The sequence below is a fragment of the Streptomyces sp. NPDC051214 genome, from assembly GCF_040682375.1.
GTDB lineage: Bacteria > Actinomycetota > Actinomycetes > Streptomycetales > Streptomycetaceae > Streptomyces.
On record NZ_JBFBAT010000001.1, the window covers coordinates 844133 to 862775 of the forward strand.

Genomic DNA, 18643 nt, shown 5'->3' on the forward strand with positions numbered 1-18643 from the left:
ATGGCGCTCAGCGTGGAACTCATACGGGCCGACGTCGCCGACGTCCTGGGCGAGGACCCGGCCGACATCCCCGTCGACGAGAACCTCGTCGACTACGGCCTGGACTCGGTGCGCATCATGTCGCTCATCGAGCGCTGGCGCCGCGAGCACGACATCACGGCCACCTTCGTGGACCTGGCCGAACAGCCCGCCATCGAGGCCTGGGCGCCGCTTCTGGGAGCCACGGCATGAGACTCACCGCTGCCCAGTCGGGCATGTGGTTCGCGCAGGCACTCGACCCCGGCAGCCCGGCCCAGAACACGGCCGAGTGCCTGGAGATCCACGGTCCCATCGATCCGTCGCTGTTCGCGGCGACGCTGCGGCAGGTGGTGTCCGAGGCCGACGCCCTGCGCGTGAGGGTCATCGAAGGGGCGGACGGGCCGAGCCAGTTGGAGGTCGTCGACCCGACGCTTCCGCTGAAGGTGCGCGACCTGCGCGCCGCCTCTGACCCGGACGCCGAGGCGCAGGCGTGGATGCGCGAGGACCTGGCCACGCCGTTCGACCTGGCGGCCGGGCCGCTGTTCGCGCACGCGCTGTTCCGCGTCGGCGACGAGCGCTGGCTGTGGTACCAGCGGGTGCACCACATCGTGATGGACGGCTTCGGCTACTCGCTGCTCGCCCGCCGCACCGCCGAGATCTACACCGCGCTCGCGGCGGGCGAGGAGCCCGGCGAGAGTCCTTTCGGACGGCTTGAGGACCTGGTCGCCGAGGACACCGCCTACCGCTCATCGGAGACGTTCGAGGCGGATCGCCGCCACTGGGACGGCGCCTTCGCCGACCGCCCCGACGCCCCCAACCTGGCCGGGCGCACCGCACTGCCCTCGCGCACCTTCCACCGCCGCAGCGCCCGCCTCTCCCCCGAGGCGACCTCGCGGCTGCGCGAGTCGGCGTCCTCGATGCGGGCGACCTGGCCCGAGGTGCTCGTCGCCGCGCAGGCCCTGTACGTCTCGCGGGCCACCGGCTCCGCCGAGGTGGTGCTCGGCCTGCCGATGATGGGCCGCATGGGTTCGGTGGCGCTTCGCGTGCCCGGCATGGTGATGAACGTGCTGCCGCTGCGGCTCACCGTGACCCCGCAGGCCACCTTCGCGGAACTGACCCGCCAGGTGGTGCTCGGCATCCGCGCCGCCCGCCGCCACCAGCGCTACCGCTACGAGGATATCCGCCGCGACCTGGGCCTTCTCGGCGAGGGCCGGTCCCTGGTCGGACCGCTGATCAACGTCATGCCGTTCGACTACGGGCTGACCTTCGCGGGCGCCCGCACCGACGCCCACAACCTGTCCGCGGGCCCGGTCGACGACCTCACGGTCAACGTCTACGACCGTGCCGACGGCAGCGGCCTGCGCATCGACTACGACGGCAACCCCGCCCTGTACGAGCCGGACGAACTCGGCGTACACCAGGCGCGGTTCATGGAACTCCTGGAACGCATCGCCGACGCGGGCCCGCACACGCCGCTGGCCGAGCACACGATCGCCCGCCGCAGTGAACTCACCCTGGTGGTCGACGAGTTCAACGCCACCGAGCACCCGGTGCCGCCCACCACGCTGATCGGCCCGATCGAGGCCCAGGCCGTCCGCACCCCGGACGCCACCGCCCTGGTCTTCGGCGACCAGGAACTCACCTACGCCGAGCTGAACGCCCGCGCCAACCGCCTCGCCCACCGCCTCGTCGAGGCCGGCGTACGTCCTGGCGCGCTCGCGGCGGTCGCCGTGCCCCGCTCCCTGGACCTTGTGATCACGCTCCTCGCCGTGCTGAAGGCGGGCGGCGCCTATCTCCCGCTCGACCCGGACTATCCGGCGGACCGCCTCGCGTACATGCTTCAGGACGCCGGTCCGGCCTGCGTGATCGCCGACCGCGCCGACCGGGTGCCCACGTCGGGCGTCCCGCTCGTCGCCCTGGACACCCTGGACACGTCGCCGTACGGCACCTACGACCCGCCGCGCGCGCTCACCCCGCACCACCCCGCCTACGTCATCTACACGTCCGGCTCGACCGGCCGCCCCAAGGGCGTCGTCGTGCCGCACTCGGCGATCGACAACCGGCTCCGCTGGATGCAGGCGACCTACGAACTCGGCGCCGCTGACCGGGTGTTGCAGAAGACGCCGTCCGGTTTCGACGTGTCGGTGTGGGAGTTCTTCTGGGCGCTGCGGGTGGGCGCGACGCTCGTCGTCGCCGAGCCCGGCGGCCACAAGGACCCTGCGTACCTCGCGCGCGTCATCCGCGAACAGGCCGTCACCGTCTGCCACTTCGTTCCGTCGATGCTCCAGGTGTTCCTGTCCGAGCCCGCCGCCGCGGACTGCGCGGGCCTGCGGCACGTCTTCTGCAGCGGTGAGGCGCTGCCGCGCGAGACGGTGCGGGAGTTCGGGCGCGTGCTCAACGGCGTGCCGCTGCACAACCTGTACGGGCCGACCGAGGCCGCCGTCGACGTCACGTACCACCCATGCGCCACCGACGCGACGGGCCCGGTGCCGATCGGCAAGCCCGTCTGGAACACCCGCCTGTACGTCCTGGACGCGGCGCTCCAGCCGTGCCCGCCCGGCATCCAGGGCGAGTTGTACCTGGCGGGGACCCAACTGGCGGCCGAGTACCTGGGGCGGCCCGAACTGACCGCCTCCCGCTTCGTCGCCGACCCCTACGGCCCGCCCGGCACCCGCATGTACCGCACGGGTGACCTGGCGCGCTGGACCGAGCACGGCGAGATCGAGTACCTGGGCCGCACCGACCATCAGGTGAAGCTGCGCGGCCTGCGCATCGAACTGGGCGAGATCGAGGCCGAGTTGGCGGCCGATGTATCCGTGGGCGCGGCGAGCGTCCTGGTGCGCGAGGACCGTCCGGGCGACCAGCGGCTCGTCGGGTACGTGACGGCTTCCGACACCGGAGCCGCCCCTGCCCCCGACCCCGAGGAGCTGCGCGCTCGGCTCGCCCGCACGCTGCCCGACTACATGGTGCCGGGCGCGATCCTCGTCCTGGACGACTTCCCGCTCAGCCCGAACGGCAAGCTGGACCGGCGCGCCCTGCCCGCCCCCGCCTTCGAGGGCTCGGGCGACGGCGGCCGGGTGCCGAGCGGCCACCGCGAGGAGACGCTCACGCGGCTCTTCGCCGAGATCCTCGGAGTGCCCCAACTCGGAGTGGACGACGCCTTCTTCGACCTGGGCGGCACCTCGCTCCTCGCGGCCCGCCTGGTCGCCAGGGTCCGCGACACGCTGGGCGCCGAGCTCACCATCGGCACGCTCTTCCAGGCGCAGACCCCGGCGGCTCTGGCCGCTCTCCTGGACGCGGACCACAACGAGGCCGACCACTCCCTGGACGTGCTGCTCCCGCTGCGCGCCGGCGGTGACCGCGCCCCGCTGTTCGCCTTCCACCCGGCGGGCGGCATGAGCTGGTGCTACTCGGGGCTGCTCTCGCGGCTCGACCCCGGGCAGCCGGTGTACGGCCTCCAGGCGCGCGGCCTGCACGGTGAGGGCGAACTCCCCTCCACCATGGAGGAGATGGCCGCCGAGTACGTCGAGGCACTGCGCGCGGTACGGCCGCACGGCCCCTACCGGCTGCTCGGCTGGTCGGTCGGCGGTGTCCTCGCCCACACGGTCGCCGTACTCCTGCAAGAGGCGGGCGAGGAGGTCGAGTTGCTCGCGCTGCTCGACGCCTACCCCTCCGACCAGTGGCGCGACGCCGTGGTCCCGGAGGAGGCGGACGCACTGGCGGCGCTGCTGCGGATGGCCGGCTACGACCGTACGGACGAGATGACCCGCGAGGACGTCCTGGCGACGCTTCAGCGTGAGGGCAGCGCTCTGGCGGGCCTGCCCGACCGGACCCTGTCGGCGGTCCTCGACATCGTGGTCAACAACGCCCGCCTGATGCGCGAGCACGACCACCGTCCCTTCGACGGTGACGCCCTGTTCTTCACGGCGGCCGCGCCGCGCGCCGAGGACTGGCTGACGAGGGAGGCCTGGGCGCCGTACGTCACCGGTTCGATCACCAACCACGACGTGGACTGCCTGCACCCGGAGCTGACCCAGCCGCGCCGCCTCGACGAGGTCTGCGCCGTCCTCGCCGCCCGCCTCAAGGAGCTGGACCACGCATGACGACGACGCCCGGCCCCTTCGATCCGCTCGCCCCTGCCGACGCCAGCACCGGCACCGACGCCGATGCCGAGCCGACCCACCTGATCCTGGAGAACGCGCTCGGCGAGTACTCCCTGTGGCCGGTCTTCCGCGCCGCGCCCGAGGGGTGGACCACGGTGTACGGCCCGGAGACGTACGGCCGTTGCGTCGCCCGCCTCCAGGTTCCGCCCGCGTGACGGAGATCCAGCTGGTCCGCCCGGCCCCGCTCGACGTGTCGCTCCTCGACGCGGAGGAGCGGCGCCGGGCGGCGGCGTTGCGGCGCCCCGCGGACCGGGAGCTGTACGCGGCGGCGCACACGGCGCTGCGTGTACGGCTCGGCGCGTACCTCTCCGTCGACCCGGCGACGGTGGAGCTGGTACGGCTGCCGTGCCCGTTGTGCGGGGGCCCGCACGGCCGCCCGGCGGTGGCCGACGGCGCGGGCCCGCACTTCTCCCTCTCCCACACGGACGGCCTGGCCCTGCTCGCCTTCGCGGACCGCCCGGTCGGCGCCGACGTCGAGCGTCTGCCGTCCGCGAGCGTGGTGGCGGACGTGACGGCGTCCCTGCACCCCCAGGAACAGACCGAACTGTCCGAACTCCCGCCCACGGAACGCCCCTTGGCCTTCGCCCGCTGCTGGACACGCAAGGAGGCCTACCTCAAGGGAACAGGCGAGGGCCTCGCAGGCGGCGGAATAACCTCACTCCTGGCGGGCACAGGCCCCACACCCCTCACCGTCGAGGGCTGGACGGTACGTGACGTGGCGGTCCCCGAGGGCTACGCGGCAGCGATCGCCATCGCGGACTTCCCGGCGCGCTGAGCCCCCGGCGCTTAAGACCCCAGCCGGCCGCACACACACGCGGGGGCGGAATGGCCTCGCTCCATGTGGGCATGGGCGCCACGCCCCTCCAAGTCCAGGGCTGGATGGTACGAGACGTCGCCGCCCCCGAGGGCTGCGCGGCAGCAGTCGCCATCGCGGACTCCAAGACGCCCTGAGCCCCAGACGCTCTGAGCCCCCAACACCCAAGACCCCAGCTGACCGCACGCGCCCCGCCGCCCCACCCGGCACGGCGCCCGCCCTGGCCGGCTTCGGGCAGAACCGCCCGGAAGTTTTCCGCGGCGCCACCCAAAGCTCAGCGGCAGCCGTCGTTGCCACCGCGCCACGCCCCGAGCCCCAGCAAGCCGCGCTCCCTCCCCCATTGCGCAAGCGCGCGCGACACCCCCGCCTCCCCCGAGACAGGAGCACCCTGGACGCCCGCCCAGCCGCGAGAGCTAGGCGGCAGCGGTCTCCGCCGGGGGCTCCCCCGCGGACTCCGTGCAGCCCAGCAGCCCGACCAGTCCGTCCGCGAGTTCCGTGCGCCAGCACAGGTAGTCGTGCCCGCCGTTGAACTCGCGGTACACGGCGTCCTCGTAACCCTTCTCCCGCAACGTGGCGCGCAGCCTGCGCATCGCGGGGAGCGCGACCCACTCCTGCTCGCCGGCGGAGAGCCAGAAGCGGACGGGCAGCTTCTCGCTCTCGGCGATGCGGCCGGTCAGCCACTCGGAGCGTTCGAGGTCGGGGCCGTCCGGCCACCAGAAGGACCCCGACTGAGCCAGGACACGACCGAACCGCCCCGGCGCGATCACTCCGGCGTACGCGGCGGTGAGGCCGCCCAGGCTCTGTCCCGCGACCACGGTCCGTGCCGGATCGGCGGTGAGGGAGACGCGCTCACCCGCCCACGGCAGCAGTTCAGACTGGAGGAATCCGATGAACCGTTCGTTGCAGGCGAGCTCGTTCCACCGTTGGTCGGCGCTCAGGGATTCGGGCAGCAGCGCGGCCAGGGGCGGGATGCGGCCGTCGGCGATGAGGTTGTCGAGGAGGGCCGCGACATCCAGGCCCGGCTGCCACATCTCGCCGTCCATGAGGACGAGGACGGGCAGGTCGCGCCCGCCGCCCGGCGGCTCGTAAAGGTGCACCCGGCGTTCGTTGCCGAGGAGTTCGCTGCGGACGGTGTGCGTGCTGACGGTGCCGCGCGCGACGCCGTCGCGACGCCGCCAGTCGTCGCCTGCCGGCGCCTGCGGCAGCTCGACGCACGAGACGGGCTCACCGCCCCAACGCCGGGTGAGAGTACGGGAGTTGAGCGGGTCGGTTCGCTGTTGTTGCCGCAGCCAGGGCCAGTATCCGGCGTCCTCGGCCCCGGGCCCGTCCCCCTCGTCCACGCACAGGCTGTACGTCGCCCGCCAGTCCGCCCGCATCCGGATCGACCAGTGCCAGATGTCCGTTCCGGGCACCCGTTCCATCAGGTTGGGTGTCATGTCACGCGGGTCGACGATCTTGTTCGGCATGACGAGGACAGCTCGGGTCGCGTCCGTGCCCCGCCACAGGAAGGTGACCACCCGGTGCTCGTCGTCGCCCCGCGGATCGGGCTCGACGACCGGCGCCCCGCCTGCCTCCCGCACGGCGCCCCAGAAGTCACCGCCCCGCTCGACGGCCTGCCCCACCCACGCACTGACCGCTCGCTCGACCGGCCGCGGCCGCGGGATGCGGGGCGGCCGACGGGTCGCCCCGGTGGGAGGAGCGGTGAGCGGCATGGGGGAGCCTCCAGGGGTTCACTGCGGACGCTTGGCTAAGGGTGACCTTACTTGAGCCGCTCACGACCGGGGCGACCTGGGCCGGGCCACGTCCACCCGCCCGGAGGCCAGCGGTACATTGCCGCCTATGTCGATACCGAATCCCCAGCCCAACCAACCCAATCAGCCCGCCCAGCCCAATCAGCCCGCCCAGCCCAATCCGTACCAGCAGACCCCGCCGAATCCCTACCAGCAGCCTCCGGGCGCGGTGCCGCCCCATGGTTCGCCCCAGCCCTTCGGCCAGCCACCGGGTCCGTACGGCCAGCAGCCGGGCCCCTACGGCCAGCCTCCCGCACCGCCCGCACCCCCGGCGGGCCCCCGTAAGCCCACGCCCGGCTGGGTGTGGGGCATCGGCGGCGTCGTGGTCGCGTCGGCCCTGTGGGCGGGAGCGCTCTTCGCCACCGGCAACCTCGGCTCCAGCAGCGACGACGGCGACGGCGCGAAGGCGGACCTCGCCGGATACCAGTACGCGAAGAATCTCTGCGACGTCTCCCCGCTCGACGCCTTCAAGGAGAAGTACGAGATCGACTCGGACTCCACCTCGACCACCCACTACGGCACACAGCAGAAGGGGTTCGACCAGAGCTACTGCAGCCGCAAGCTCAAGGACCCGAAGGCCGACGCCGACTCGTACTCGAGCATCTACGTCTACTCGACCGCCCGCTGGCACAAGGCCACCGACCCGAAGGGCGAGTTCGCCTCCGAGCAGAAGGCTTACGAGGACCAGTCGCAGAAGACGTACACCTACAAGACCAAGCCCGTCAGCGGCATCGGCGACGAGGCGTACCTGGTGACCGACCGGAGCAGCACAAGCGGCTCGAGCAGCTCGAGCAGCTCGAGCAGCTCGAGCGGGGACGACCTCAACGGCATGACGCTCGCCGTGCGCGAGGGCTGGTTCACCATCGAGACGCGCTGGAGCTACTACGGCGGCGCGGACGACAAGTCCGAGCCGCCGACCGCCTCGGAGGTCGAGGAGATGCTCAAGTCCGACACGCGCGCCGCGATGGAGGGGCTCAAGAAGTGAGGGACGGGTCCAGGAGGACCTGACCACTCAGCACAGGGGCGGGGCGGGGCGGACGAGGCCCGACTGGTAGGCGATGACGACCAGTTGGGCACGGTCACGGGCATCGAGTTTGGTCATGGCGCGCTGGACGTGCGTACGTACGGTCAGCGGGCTGACGAAGAGCGCGTCGGCGATCTCGGCATTGGACTTCCCCTCGGCGACCAGAGCCATCACTTCCCGCTCGCGGGCGGTGAGCGCGGCGAGGCTCTCGGGCGGCACCAGGTGGCCGCCGGCGTCGGGGGTGGCGAGGAAGCGGGTGACGAGGGCGCGCGTGGCCGACGGGGAGAGCAGCGAATCGCCCGCGACCACGGTGCGGATCGCACCGAGGAGTTCGTCGACGCCCACGTCCTTGCCGAGGAATCCGCTCGCTCCGGCGCGCAGTGCCTGGGCGACGTACTCGTCGGTCTCGAAGGTCGTGAGGATGAGGACGCGGGTGGCGGCGAGCTCCGGGTCGGCGCAGATCCGGGCGGTCGCGGCCAGGCCGTCCGTGCCCGGCATGCGGATGTCCATGAGGGCGAGATCGGGGCGGTGGGTGTGGGTGAGTTCGAGTGCTTCCTCGCCGTCGGTGGCCTCGGCGACCACCTCCATGTCGTCGCAGGAGTCGATCAGGATGCGGAAGGTCGCCCGGAGGAGGGCCTGGTCGTCGGCAAGCAGGACGCGGAGGGTCATGTGGTGCGCTTCTCTTCCGTGTTCTCGGGGTGCGGCGGCAGGTGGGCGGTGACTTCGAAACCGCCTTCGGGGCGATGGCCGGCGTGCAGGTGACCGCCGACGGAGTGGGCGCGTTCCCGCATGCCTATGAGCCCGAAGCCGTGTCCTGCGGCGGCCGTGGCGGGCGCCGTGTGGTGTCCGTCGTCGGTGACCTTGAGGGTCAGGCCGTCGGGGGCGTGGGTCAGGTGGACGTACGCCGTCTCCGTGCGGGCGTGTTTGCTGACGTTGGTGAGCGCTTCCTGCACGATCCGGAATGCTGTCAGATCGACCGCCGCCGAGAGCGGCTGCGGCTCGCCCTCCGTGGTGACGGTGACCGTGAGCCCGGTGGAGGCGAAGGACGCGGTGAGGTCGGCGAGCCGGGCGAGCCCGGGGGCCGGCTCCAGGGGGGTGTCGGTGTCGCTCGCCTGGCGCAGCAGTCCCACGGTGGCCTTGAGCTCCCGCAGCGCCGTCGCGGTGGTGCCCGTGAGGTCGGTGAGGATCTGCTTGGCCTGGTCGGGGTGGGTGCCCGCGAGGTGCGCGGCCGTACCGGCCTGGGCGTTGGCCAGGGTCATGTGATGGGCCACGACGTCGTGCAACTCCCGCGCGATGCGCATGCGTTCGGCGTGCGCGGCGCGGGCCTGCAGGGACTCCACGTAGGCACGGCGCAGCTGGACGCCGTTGCCGAACATCGCCGACAGGAGGATCCAGGCGATGGGGTTGAGCGTCTTGAGCCACAGCGAGTGGTTGACGGTGTCCGCGAACAGGGCCGTCGCGCCCACCGGGACGGCCACGGACAGCGTGTACGCCCGGGTGACCTTGCGGCCGCTGCCGACGGCCAGCCAGTAGAGCGCCACCATGACCGGGCCCAGGAGCAGCGGGGTGAGCAGGAAGCCCATCGCGCTCACGCCCATGGCGCAGACCGTGGTCACGGCGACGACGGTGCGGGGACGGCTGCGCTGCCACAGCAGGGCGGTGCAGCCGACGGCCGAGGCCAGCACGCCGGCCCACCACGCGGGCCGGTCGGAGGGATCGGTGGTGCTGAGCATGCTGCCGGAGAAGGAGACGCCGAACAGCAGCAGCGCCACGGCCGCGTCGGCGACGCGGGGGTGGGCCTCCGCGTGGCGCTGCCAGCTGGTGAGCATCGACTTCTCCGATCAGAGTTCTTGAGCCATCGTCGGCCACGCGGCGCCCCGACGGGCGCAGGGCCGCTTCGTGTCCCTCGCGGGGCGATCCGGCGTCGCGCCCCCAGGCCTCACGGTCCGTCACGCGGTTCTGTCAGGTCCGCACCGTCTCGCGATCGTCCGTCCGGGCGGGGGCCGGTATGACGGCGGACCTGCGGCTGAGCGCCTCGCCCTCCACGTCGACGCGGGGCAGCAGCCGGTCCAGCGGGTGCGGCAGCCACCACGCCGCCTTGCCGAGCAGGGCGAGGACGGCGGGGACGAGCGCCATACGGACGACGAACGCGTCGAACAGCACGGCCACGGCAAGTCCGAACCCGATCGTCTTGATCATGGATTCACCGGCGCTGATGAACCCCGAGAACACCGCCATCATGATCAGTGCGGCCGCCACCACGACCCGTGCGCTGTACCGGAACCCGCTGACCACGGCCTGCCCCGGCCGGTCCCCGTGCACATACGCCTCGCGCATGCGTGCGACGAGGAACACCTCGTAGTCCATGGCGAGCCCGAACACGATGCCCACCAGGAATATCGGCATCAGGCTCATGATCGGGCCGGTCTGCTCGACACCGAGGAGCCCCGCGCCCCAGCCCCACTGGAAGACCGCGACGACCGACCCGAGGGCGGCCCCGACCGACAGGAGGAAGCCGAGGGCGGCCTTGACCGGTACGAGGACGGAGCGGAAGACCACCATCAGGAGCAGCACGGCCAGGCCCACCACAACGGCGAGGTACGGGATCAGTGCGTCCTGGACCTTCTGCGCCATGTCGATGTTCATCGCGGTGGTGCCGGTGACCTCGAAGGTGGCTCCCCGGGTGGCGGCCTCGATCGCGGGACGCTCGCCGCGGATGCCGTGGACGAGGTCCTTGGTCTTCTGGTCGGTGGGAGCGGCGGCCGGCACGGCGGTGAACATCGCGGTGTCGCCGTCGGGGTTGAACTGCGCGGGCGACGCGGACACGACCCCCTTCGTGGCGCCGACGCGCTGCTCGACCGTCGTCACCGCGGCCTTCGGGTCGGCTGCCCCCTTGGCGTCGACGACTATGGTCAGCGGTCCGTTGAACCCGGGGCCGAAGCCCTCGGCGAGGGCGTCGTAGGCGCGTCGCTCCGTCGTCGAGGTGGGCTTGGCCTCAGCCCCCGGCATGCCTAGCCGGAGATCGAGCACCGGCAGGGCCAGCGCGCCGAGCCCCGCGACGGAGGCGAGCAGCACGGGAACGGGGCGGCGCAGGACGAATCTTGCCCAGCGGCTGCCCCCGTTGCTCTCGCCGCCGTGGCGCTCGCCCCCGTCCTTGCGGTTGCCGCGCCTGCGGGTGAAGCGGGAGAGCACCGCGTTCGGCCAGAGGCCGAGCAGGGCCGGCACGAGGGTGAGCGCGATGACGACGGAGACGACGACCGCCCCGGCGGCGGCCAGACCCATCTTGGTCAGCATCGGGATGCCGACCACCGAGAGCCCGGCCAGCGCGATGACCACGGTGAGCCCAGCGAAGACGACCGCCGAACCGGCCGTACCCGCCGCCAGGCCCGCCGCCTCCTGAGGCGCGTGCCCCTTGGCCCGCTCCTCCCGGTAGCGGGAGACGACGAACAGGGCGTAGTCGATGCCGCAGGCGAGGCCGAGCATCGTGGCGAGGGTGCCGGTCGTCGCGGAGAGGCCGAGCGCGCTGCCCAGGGCCAGGATCGAGGCCATGCTGACGCCGACGCCGATGAGCGCGGTGAGCAGCGGAAGCCCGGCCGCGGCCAGCGATCCGAAGGTGATCAGGAGGACGACGGCGGCGATGGCGACGCCGATCCCCTCGGCCGCCCCGCCCGCCTCGGGCTGGGTGGCGAGCGCGTTCCCGCCTGCCTCGACGGTCAGGCCCGCGTCCCTGGCTTCCTCCATGGCGTGCTCGAGAGCCGTCTTGCTCCGGTCGGCGAGGTCATCGGCCTCCACCCTGTACGTCACCGTCGCGTACGCCGTCGAGTCGTCCTCACTCACCGCCCGCGCCTTGAACGGGTCGGCCGCATCAGCGACTTGGGGTCCGTCGGCCGCCTCGCCGACGAATCTCTCGACGGCTTCGCGGTTCTCGGCGGCGGTGACCTTCTGCCCGTCAGGGGCGACGAAGACTATGCGCGCGCTCGCCCCGTCGGCAGCGGCCCCGGGGAAGCGCTGCTCCATCAGGTCGAACGCCTTCTGCGATTCGATGCCGGGCATCGAGTTGCCCTCGTCCGAGGCGGCGGGCGCCGTGGCCGCGCCGAAGCCGACGGCACCGAGGACCGCCGCCCACAGCAGGGCGACGTACCAGCGCCGCCGGAACGCCAGACGGCCAAGGCGATAGAGAAGAGTAGCCACGGGCAGAGGTCTCCAGATCTGATCTCGGGTACCTCCACAGGTTCTCCGGGCGCGGGGGGTCCGGTCGTCGTGCACCTGCACTCAATCCGCCGTACTGATCTGGCAGTACGCAGCTCCGTCTCGTCATACGTGGGTGTTACTTCCCCCTAGGGGGCCGGACTTCCCCCCTAGGGGGATGCGTCCCGTGGGCCGAGTTGGTTCACGGGCGCGGCCAGGGGTGGCCCTCCAGGCGCTCGATGTCGCTGTTGAAGCGCTGGAGGAAGCCCGCGAACGTGGCCACGTCGTCCGCCGACCAGTCGTCCATGACCTTCTCCAGGCTGAGGGTGTACTCGGCCCGGTCGGCGTCGAGTTGGCGCGCCCCCTCGGCGGAGATGCGGAACTTGCGGGCCATGCCGCCGTCGGGGTCCGGGATGCGTTCGACGAGACCGCCGCGCATCATCGCGGCGGTCTGCCGGTTCAGGGTGGAGGCGTCGAGGCCGAAGGCGTCGGTGAGCTGGCCGATGGACATGGGGCCGTCCATCTGGATGCGGCTGAGCAGGATGTACGCGCTGCGGTCGAGGCGTCCGCCGGAGGAGCGTGTGCGGGGGTTGAACAGGTGTGAGTGCCGTCCGAGCAGCATCGTCTCGAATTCGACCCGCCGCACGGGCTTGTCCGTGCGGCCGGCGGGCTTGTCGTTGCGGCGACCGGGCTTTTCCATGAGGTCATTCTACTCGGCATATGCATCATGCACTTCGTATGTATAGTGCACATCTTGGTGCCGTGGAACAGCGTCGCGATGTCGTCAGGTCATCGCCCCCGGAAGCCAGAGGAGAAGCCAGTGGTCAGCTCGAAGCCCGATGCCCGCCTCGATGTACGCCCTGATGTACACCCAGGGCGCGTCGTCGGGGTACTCGCCCTCGCGGGCATCGTGGCCGCCGTCATGCAGACGCTGGTGGTGCCCCTGATCGGGGACCTCCCCAGCATGCTCGACACGACCCCGTCGAACGCCTCGTGGGTGGTCACTGCGACATTGCTCTCGGCGGCGGTGGCGACGCCGGTGGCCGGGCGGCTCGGCGACATGTTCGGCAAGCGGCGCATGCTGCTCGTCTCCGTGATACCGCTCGTGGTCGGCTCAGTCGTGTGCGCCCTCGCCTCGTCCGTGGTGCCGATGATCGTCGGCCGTGGCCTTCAGGGCCTTGGCATGGGTGTGGTGCCGCTGGGCGTCAGCCTCCTGCGTGACGTACTGCCGCCCGAGAAGCTCGGCTCCTCCATCGCCCTGATGAGCGCGTCCATGGGCGTGGGCGGCGCGCTCGGACTGCCCTTCTCGGCGGCCGTCGCCGAGAACGCCAGCTGGCGCGTGCTGTTCTGGGTCGCCGCCGCCCTGAGCCTCCTGGTCGCCGTCCTGGCCTGGCTGTTCGTGCCCGCAGGCCGGGAAGGCTCCGGCTCCGCCCGCTTCGACGTACTGGGCGCGATCGGACTCGGCAGCGGCCTCATCTGTTTGCTGCTCGCCGTGTCCAAGGGCTCCGACTGGGGCTGGACGAGCGGCACCACGCTCGGCCTGTTCGCCGCCGCGGTCGTCATCCTGCCGGCCTGGGGCCGATGGGAGCTGCGCAGCGACGAGCCGCTGGTCGACCTGCGCGTCACCGCCCGGCCGCAGATCCTGATGACCAACGCCGCCTCGGTGCTCGTCGGTTTCGCGATGTACGCCCAGTCGCTGGTCGTTCCCCAGCTCCTGCAACTGCCGGAGGCCACCGGCTACGGCCTCGGCCAGTCGATGATGGCCATGGGCCTGTGGATGGCGCCGGCGGGCCTGATGATGATGGCCCTCGCACCGCTCGGCGCGAAGCTGTCGGACGCCCGCGGCCCCAAGGTCACCCTGGCCGTCGGCAGCCTGGTCATCTCCCTCGGCTACGCCTCCTCCATGCTGCTGCTCGGCTCCACCTGGGGTCTGCTGGCCGTGACGATCGTCTGCAACGCGGGCGTCGGTCTCGCGTACGGGGCCATGCCGGCGCTCATCATGGGCGCGGTCCCGCAGGAAGAGACCGCGTCGGCCAACAGCTTCAACACCCTGATGCGCTCGATCGGCAGCTCCGCGGCGGCGGCCGTGATCGGCGTGGTCCTGGCCCAGATGACGACGGACTTCGGCGGCCACTTCCTGCCGTCGGAGAACGGCTTCAAGACCGCGATGCTGCTGGGCTGCGGGGTGGCCCTCGCGGCAGCGGCGGTGGCGGCGCTGATCCCGGTGCGCCCGATGGACGCGGCTTCCGCCTCCGACTCCCCCGAGACGAAGAATGACCCACGCGCGGCTTCGGGCGCTACGACCTGAACCCCATGTCGCACCCGCCCTGCCTGTCCCGGGAAGGGCGGGCATGACAAAACCCCACAGTCTCGAGGAGACCGTGGGGTTCTGACTGGTGTCCGAGGGGGGACTTGAACCCCCACGCCCGATAAAGGGCACTAGCACCTCAAGCTAGCGCGTCTGCCATTCCGCCACCCGGACTAGGTGTCTGCCGTTCGCGGGGTGTTCCCCGCGGCGACATGGACAACAATACCAAGCTTTCGGAGTGCCTTTCACCTGCGTATCCGTACGTCGGCGGGCGGATGCCCGGTGACCCGATCCGCCGCATCTACAGTCTCACCATGAGTGACGGACTGGTTACGGAAGTGCTTGGTGGGGTGAAGGTGCGGCGGCCCCGGCTGCTGTCCCCGTTGCGCGAGCATCTGCGGGACACCATGTGGTTCGCGCCGACCGCGGGCCTGGTGGGAGCCATGGTGCTGTGGGCCGTCGCCGCCGAGGTGGACAGCCGGCTCGTGGCGTCGCTGCAGGAGGACGGCGACTACGAAACCGTTCGGAGCCTGATGGGGATCGCCGACGACGCCAAGGCGGTGATCAGCACCATCGGCTCGGCCATGATGACGTTCATCGGTGTCGTCTTCAGCATCTCGCTGGTGGCCGTGCAGATGGCCAGCGGACAGTTCAGCCCGCGGGTGGTGCGGCTGTACGTCAGGTCGCGGATCACCAAGATCACGCTCACCGTCTTCCTGGCGACGTTCCTCTTCTCGCTGATGACGCTGACGTCCTTCGACAGCGAGAGCGATCCGCGGCTCCTGGCGAGCGTGCCGCTGGTCGAGTCGGTTCTGGCGATGGCGATGGTGCTCCTCAGCCTGCTCCTCTTCGTCGCGTACGTGAACGGCACCCTCCGGATGATGCGGATCAGCTTCGTCATCGACCGGATCGCCCGGGAGTCGTTCCGGGTGGCCGTGAAACACCCGACCGAAGCCGCGGTGGACGACGAACGCCTCGGCCCCGCCACCGCCCGGATCACTCACGACGGGCGGGCCGGAGTGCTGCGGGACGTGAACATCGCCCGCGTCGTGCGTGCGGCCGGACGTCATGGTGTGGTGCTGCGCCTGCTGCCGCGCATCGGAGACTTCGTGGTGCCGGGGACGCCGGTGTTCACCGTGCACGGCGGTGCGGCGCCGCCCCCGCGCGCCCTGCGGTACACGGTGTCCGTCAGCGTGGAGCGCACCTTCCACCAGGACCTCGGGTTCGGGCTCCGCCAGCTCGCCGACATCGCGCTGCGGGCACTCTCCCCCGCGGTGAACGACCCGACCACCGCCGTCCAGGCCCTTGACCGCATCGTCCAGTTCCTGGCCTCGGTGGCCGGCCACCCGCTGGGCGCCCTGCGCCACCGTGACCGGCGCGGCGCCGTGCGCATGGTGCAGCCCGTACCGGACTGGACCGCGCTGGTGGACCTCGGGTTCGCCGAGATCCGGGGCTGCGCGGTCGGCAGCCCGCAGGTCACCCGGCGGATGGTGGCCGGTCTCGACGACCTGCTGCGGCTCGCGCCGCAGGAGCGCAGAGAGCCACTCCTGCGCCACCGCGAACTGCTCGCGCAGGCGGTGGAACGCACGGTCCCGGAGGCCGCGGACCGCGCGTTCGCACTGCTGCCGGACCGGCAGGGCATCGGCTAGGCAACCGATACCCTGCCGGCCCCGGGCTCACGCCGTCGGACCCAGGCTCACGCCATCAGGTGGTAACTCGGGAAGTTCCCCGGCGGCCGTTCCAGCGCCGGGCCGTGTGTGACCGCGCGCACCAGCAGCTCCCCGCCGACGAACGCCCCGCGCCAGGACGCGCCGAAACCACCGAACAGCTCGTCCCGGTCACCACGCGAACGGGGCTTGCCGCGGCCCGTCTTGAACGCGCGAATCTGCGGCGCGAGGCGTTCGTACGTCGCGGTGTCGTCGGTCGACAGGGTGGCGACCAGCGCTCCGTTCGACGCGTTCATGGCGGCGAGCAGCTCCGCCTCCGTGTCGACCAGGACGATGGTGTCGACCGGGCCGAACGGCTCCGCGTGGTGCAGCGGGGACGACGGGGGTGGGTTGAGGAGCGTGACGGGGTGGACGTACGCGCCGGTGTCCTGGCCCGGCAGGAAGGCATCCGCCGCCGGCGCGCCGCGGTACAGCGGCACCGCGCCGCGGTCGATGGCCTCCGCCACCTGGTCGCCCAGCTCCTTGGCCTTGGCCGCGTTGATCAGCGGCCCGAAGTCCAGCTGTGGGAACGGGTCGTCGGCGCGCTCGACCGCCAGGGGGTGGCCGACGCGGACGGTCCGCACGGCCGGCAGGTAGGCGGCGAGGAACTCGTCGAAGAGGGCTCGCTGGACGACGAAGCGCGGGTACGCCGTGCAGCGTTGCTTGCCGTAGTCGAAGAGTTTGGGGATGACGGCGCTGAGCGCGTCCCAGTCGCTGTAGTTCCAGATGCCCCAGGTGTTCAGTCCTTCCTGTTCGAGGATGTGCCGCTTGCCGAGGTCGGCGACGGCGGTGGCGACGGCGGCGCCCGTGTCGCGTCCGCCGACGAAGGAGACGCAGCCGATCTCGGGTGCGCGGACCAGCGCTTCGGACAGTTCGCCCCCGCTGCCGCTCACGAGGGTGACGGGAATTCCCTCACGGGCGGCCAGGGCGCACGCGAGGGTCAGACAGGCGACGCCGCCATCCGTCGGGGTCTTGGCGATGACCGCGTTGCCCGCGAGTGCCTGTACCAACACTGCGTGAACGAGCACGCTCATCGGGTAGTTCCAGCTCGCGATGTTGGATACCGGACCCTCCAGCGGGGTCCGGCCCTCGACCATCGGCTCGACGCCGTCGACGTACCAGCGCACGCCGTCGATGGCCCGGTCGACGTCGGCCTGGGCGAGCCGCCAGGGCTTGCCGATCTCCCAGACGAGGAGGAGCGCGAGCAGTTCGCGGTGTTCGGTGAGGGCGTCGAGGGTGGCGGCGACGCGGGCGCGCCGTTCGTCCAGCGGGACGTGCCGCCAGGCGCGGTGCTGGTCGAGTGAGGCGCGTACGGCCTGCTGGGCGGTGGCGGCGTCGAGGCGCGGCGGGCCCGCGATGGGGCTGCCGTCGACGGGCGACGTGGCGGGCAGGGCGCGGCCGTCCGCCTGCCAGGTGCCGTTCCAGAGGTTGAGGACGCGGTCGTCGCGGAAGGCCTCGGGCGCGACGGCGAGGCAGCGTCGCCAGGCGTCGGTCCAGGCCGTTCCTGCTTTGAGGACACGGGAGTTGGGGAGGGTGGGTGCCATTCGGGGTTCTCCGCTCACGGTGCACAAGTCGGGGCGGGAGGTGCATGGCTTCGCGCGGCGCAGCTCGGTTCGGTTCGCTGCGATTCGCTGTGGTTCGGTTCGGCTGGCTGCGATTCGCTGTGGTTCGCTTCGTTCGCTGTCCGCGCGTATGTGCTGGGGGACGGTAGTGCAGTCAGCGTGTGTCACCTATGAGTGACGTCACGCCCCGAGTTGGTTGAGAACGAGGCGGGCCGTTTCCGTCGGTGTGGCGCCGACCCGCACTCCCGCGGCTTCCAGCGCCTCCTGCTTCGCGCGTGCGGTGCCGGAGGAGCCCGAGACGATGGCTCCCGCGTGGCCCATGGTCTTGCCCTCGGGTGCGGTGAAGCCGGCGATGTAGGCGACGACGGGCTTGGTGACGGCCTGTTGGATGTAGGCGGCCGCGCGTTCCTCCGCGTCGCCGCCGATCTCACCGATGAGGACGATCAGTTCGGTGTCGGGGTCGTCCTCGAAGGCGGCGAGGCAGTCGATGTGCGTGGTGCCGACGACGGGGTCGCCGCCGATGCCGACACAGGTGGAGAAGCCGATGTCGCGCAGCTCGTACATGAGTTGGTAGGTGAGGGTGCCGGACTTCGACACCAGCCCGATGCGTCCGGTCTTGGTGATGTCGGCGGGGATGATGCCCGCGTTGGCCTGGCCGGGGGTGATGAGCCCGGGGCAGTTGGGGCCGATGACACGTGTGCCGCGCCCCTTGGCGTACGCGTGGAAGGTGACGGAGTCGTGTACGGGGATGCCCTCCGTGATGACCACGGCGAGGCCGATCCCGGCGTCTGCGGCCTCGATGACCGCCGCCTTGGAGAAGGCGGGCGGCACGAAGACCACGGTGACGTCGGCGCCCGTGGCCTCGATGCCTTCGCGGACGGAGCCGAAGACGGGTACGGCCCGGTCGTCGAAGTCGACGGTGCGGCCGGCCTTTCGGGGGTTGACGCCTCCGACGACGTCCGTCCCGGCGGCGAGCATGCGTCGGGTGTGCTTCATGCCCTCGGCGCCGGTCATGCCCTGGACGAGGACCTTGCTCTCCTTGGTGAGGTAGATCGCCATGTCCCTGCTCC

15 protein-coding genes and 1 tRNA gene are annotated in these 18643 nt (G+C 71.6%); 8 read left to right on the plus strand and 8 right to left on the minus strand.

What is annotated here, in order from left to right; translation table 11 throughout:
- From AB0M70_RS03790 to AB0M70_RS03810, 5 genes are read left to right on the plus strand one after another with little or no spacing between them, the layout of a single operon-like run.
- Positions 1–231, plus strand: a complete 231-nt coding sequence (locus AB0M70_RS03790) for a phosphopantetheine-binding protein (protein WP_365815938.1) — start codon at positions 1–3, stop codon at positions 229–231.
- Positions 228–4121 carry an amino acid adenylation domain-containing protein gene (locus AB0M70_RS03795; protein ID WP_365815940.1) on the plus strand — a complete coding sequence of 1298 codons (3894 nt, stop codon included), beginning with the start codon at positions 228–230 and terminating at the stop codon, positions 4119–4121. Before AB0M70_RS03790 ends, AB0M70_RS03795 begins: the two co-directional genes overlap by 4 nt.
- Positions 4118–4336 (plus strand): MbtH family NRPS accessory protein, encoded by a 219-nt coding sequence (locus AB0M70_RS03800; protein WP_365815942.1) that lies wholly within the window; start codon positions 4118–4120, stop codon positions 4334–4336. Before AB0M70_RS03795 ends, AB0M70_RS03800 begins: the two co-directional genes overlap by 4 nt.
- Complete coding sequence (locus tag AB0M70_RS03805) at positions 4333–4956, plus strand: 4'-phosphopantetheinyl transferase superfamily protein (RefSeq protein ID WP_365815944.1); 624 nt, start codon at positions 4333–4335, stop codon at positions 4954–4956. The genes AB0M70_RS03800 and AB0M70_RS03805 overlap by 4 nt, the downstream gene beginning before the upstream one ends.
- Positions 4957–5006: 50 nt before the next feature.
- Entirely contained in the window at positions 5007–5132 is a 126-nt protein-coding gene (locus AB0M70_RS03810; protein WP_365815946.1) for a hypothetical protein, read from the plus strand.
- 276 nt (positions 5133–5408) lie between these two features.
- On the opposite strand, the gene fes is transcribed toward AB0M70_RS03810, so the two are convergent.
- Positions 5409–6707, minus strand: a complete 1299-nt coding sequence (fes, locus tag AB0M70_RS03815; RefSeq protein WP_365815948.1) for an enterochelin esterase — start codon at positions 6705–6707, stop codon at positions 5409–5411.
- Between the two features lie 127 nt (positions 6708–6834).
- On the opposite strand from fes, the gene AB0M70_RS03820 reads away from it, so the two are divergent.
- Complete coding sequence (locus AB0M70_RS03820; protein ID WP_365815950.1) at positions 6835–7770, plus strand: hypothetical protein; 936 nt, start codon at positions 6835–6837, stop codon at positions 7768–7770.
- Positions 7771–7797: 27 nt separating this feature from the next.
- On the opposite strand, the gene AB0M70_RS03825 is transcribed toward AB0M70_RS03820, so the two are convergent.
- The 4 genes from AB0M70_RS03825 to AB0M70_RS03840 all read right to left on the minus strand — a co-directional run bounded on the left by AB0M70_RS03825 (position 7798) and on the right by AB0M70_RS03840 (position 12697).
- Entirely contained in the window at positions 7798–8478 is a 681-nt protein-coding gene (locus AB0M70_RS03825; RefSeq protein ID WP_365815952.1) for a response regulator transcription factor, read from the minus strand.
- Positions 8475–9638, minus strand: a complete 1164-nt coding sequence (locus AB0M70_RS03830; protein ID WP_365815954.1) for a sensor histidine kinase — start codon at positions 9636–9638, stop codon at positions 8475–8477. Before AB0M70_RS03830 ends, AB0M70_RS03825 begins: the two co-directional genes overlap by 4 nt.
- Before the next feature lie 133 nt (positions 9639–9771).
- Positions 9772–12000, minus strand: a complete 2229-nt coding sequence (locus AB0M70_RS03835) for an MMPL family transporter (RefSeq protein WP_365815956.1) — start codon at positions 11998–12000, stop codon at positions 9772–9774.
- Positions 12001–12199: 199 nt separating this feature from the next.
- On the minus strand, positions 12200–12697 hold the full coding sequence (locus AB0M70_RS03840; protein WP_365815958.1) for a MarR family transcriptional regulator: 498 nt from the start codon (positions 12695–12697) through the stop codon (positions 12200–12202).
- A gap of 27 nt (positions 12698–12724) precedes the next feature.
- On the opposite strand from AB0M70_RS03840, the gene AB0M70_RS03845 reads away from it, so the two are divergent.
- Complete coding sequence (locus tag AB0M70_RS03845; protein ID WP_365815960.1) at positions 12725–14305, plus strand: MFS transporter; 1581 nt, start codon at positions 12725–12727, stop codon at positions 14303–14305.
- An 86-nt stretch (positions 14306–14391) separates the two neighbouring features.
- Here the strand turns inward: AB0M70_RS03845 and AB0M70_RS03850 are convergent.
- Positions 14392–14479, minus strand: a tRNA-Leu gene (locus tag AB0M70_RS03850).
- A gap of 140 nt (positions 14480–14619) precedes the next feature.
- Here AB0M70_RS03850 and AB0M70_RS03855 point away from each other — a divergent pair.
- On the plus strand, positions 14620–15954 hold the full coding sequence (locus AB0M70_RS03855; RefSeq protein ID WP_365815962.1) for a DUF2254 domain-containing protein: 1335 nt from the start codon (positions 14620–14622) through the stop codon (positions 15952–15954).
- Between the two features lie 47 nt (positions 15955–16001).
- Here AB0M70_RS03855 and AB0M70_RS03860 read toward each other — a convergent pair whose 3' ends face one another.
- Together AB0M70_RS03860 and sucD are read right to left on the minus strand one after the other, a co-directional pair.
- Positions 16002–17555, minus strand: coding sequence for an aldehyde dehydrogenase family protein (locus AB0M70_RS03860; RefSeq protein ID WP_365815964.1), 1554 nt, complete (start codon positions 17553–17555; stop codon positions 16002–16004).
- A gap of 198 nt (positions 17556–17753) precedes the next feature.
- The gene (gene sucD / locus AB0M70_RS03865; protein WP_365815966.1) at positions 17754–18632 is read right to left on the minus strand and encodes a succinate--CoA ligase subunit alpha; all 879 of its coding nucleotides are present in this window, start codon (positions 18630–18632) and stop codon (positions 17754–17756) included.
- Between the last annotated feature and the right edge of the window lie 11 nt (positions 18633–18643).

Coding starts and splice junctions, on each gene's coding strand:
- AB0M70_RS03830 (WP_365815954.1), bottom strand. CDS start 9,638: ATGCTCACCAGCTGGCAGCGCCACGCGGAGGCCCACCCCCGCGTCGCC.
- AB0M70_RS03860 (WP_365815964.1), bottom strand. CDS start 17,555: ATGGCACCCACCCTCCCCAACTCCCGTGTCCTCAAAGCAGGAACGGCC.
- AB0M70_RS03825 (WP_365815952.1), bottom strand. CDS start 8,478: ATGACCCTCCGCGTCCTGCTTGCCGACGACCAGGCCCTCCTCCGGGCG.
- AB0M70_RS03855 (WP_365815962.1), top strand. CDS start 14,620: ATGAGTGACGGACTGGTTACGGAAGTGCTTGGTGGGGTGAAGGTGCGG.
- sucD (WP_365815966.1), bottom strand. CDS start 18,632: ATGGCGATCTACCTCACCAAGGAGAGCAAGGTCCTCGTCCAGGGCATG.
- AB0M70_RS03845 (WP_365815960.1), top strand. CDS start 12,725: ATGCACTTCGTATGTATAGTGCACATCTTGGTGCCGTGGAACAGCGTC.
- AB0M70_RS03800 (WP_365815942.1), top strand. CDS start 4,118: ATGACGACGACGCCCGGCCCCTTCGATCCGCTCGCCCCTGCCGACGCC.
- AB0M70_RS03840 (WP_365815958.1), bottom strand. CDS start 12,697: ATGGAAAAGCCCGGTCGCCGCAACGACAAGCCCGCCGGCCGCACGGAC.
- AB0M70_RS03810 (WP_365815946.1), top strand. CDS start 5,007: ATGGCCTCGCTCCATGTGGGCATGGGCGCCACGCCCCTCCAAGTCCAG.
- AB0M70_RS03790 (WP_365815938.1), top strand. CDS start 1: ATGGCGCTCAGCGTGGAACTCATACGGGCCGACGTCGCCGACGTCCTG.
- fes (WP_365815948.1), bottom strand. CDS start 6,707: ATGCCGCTCACCGCTCCTCCCACCGGGGCGACCCGTCGGCCGCCCCGC.
- AB0M70_RS03795 (WP_365815940.1), top strand. CDS start 228: ATGAGACTCACCGCTGCCCAGTCGGGCATGTGGTTCGCGCAGGCACTC.
- AB0M70_RS03820 (WP_365815950.1), top strand. CDS start 6,835: ATGTCGATACCGAATCCCCAGCCCAACCAACCCAATCAGCCCGCCCAG.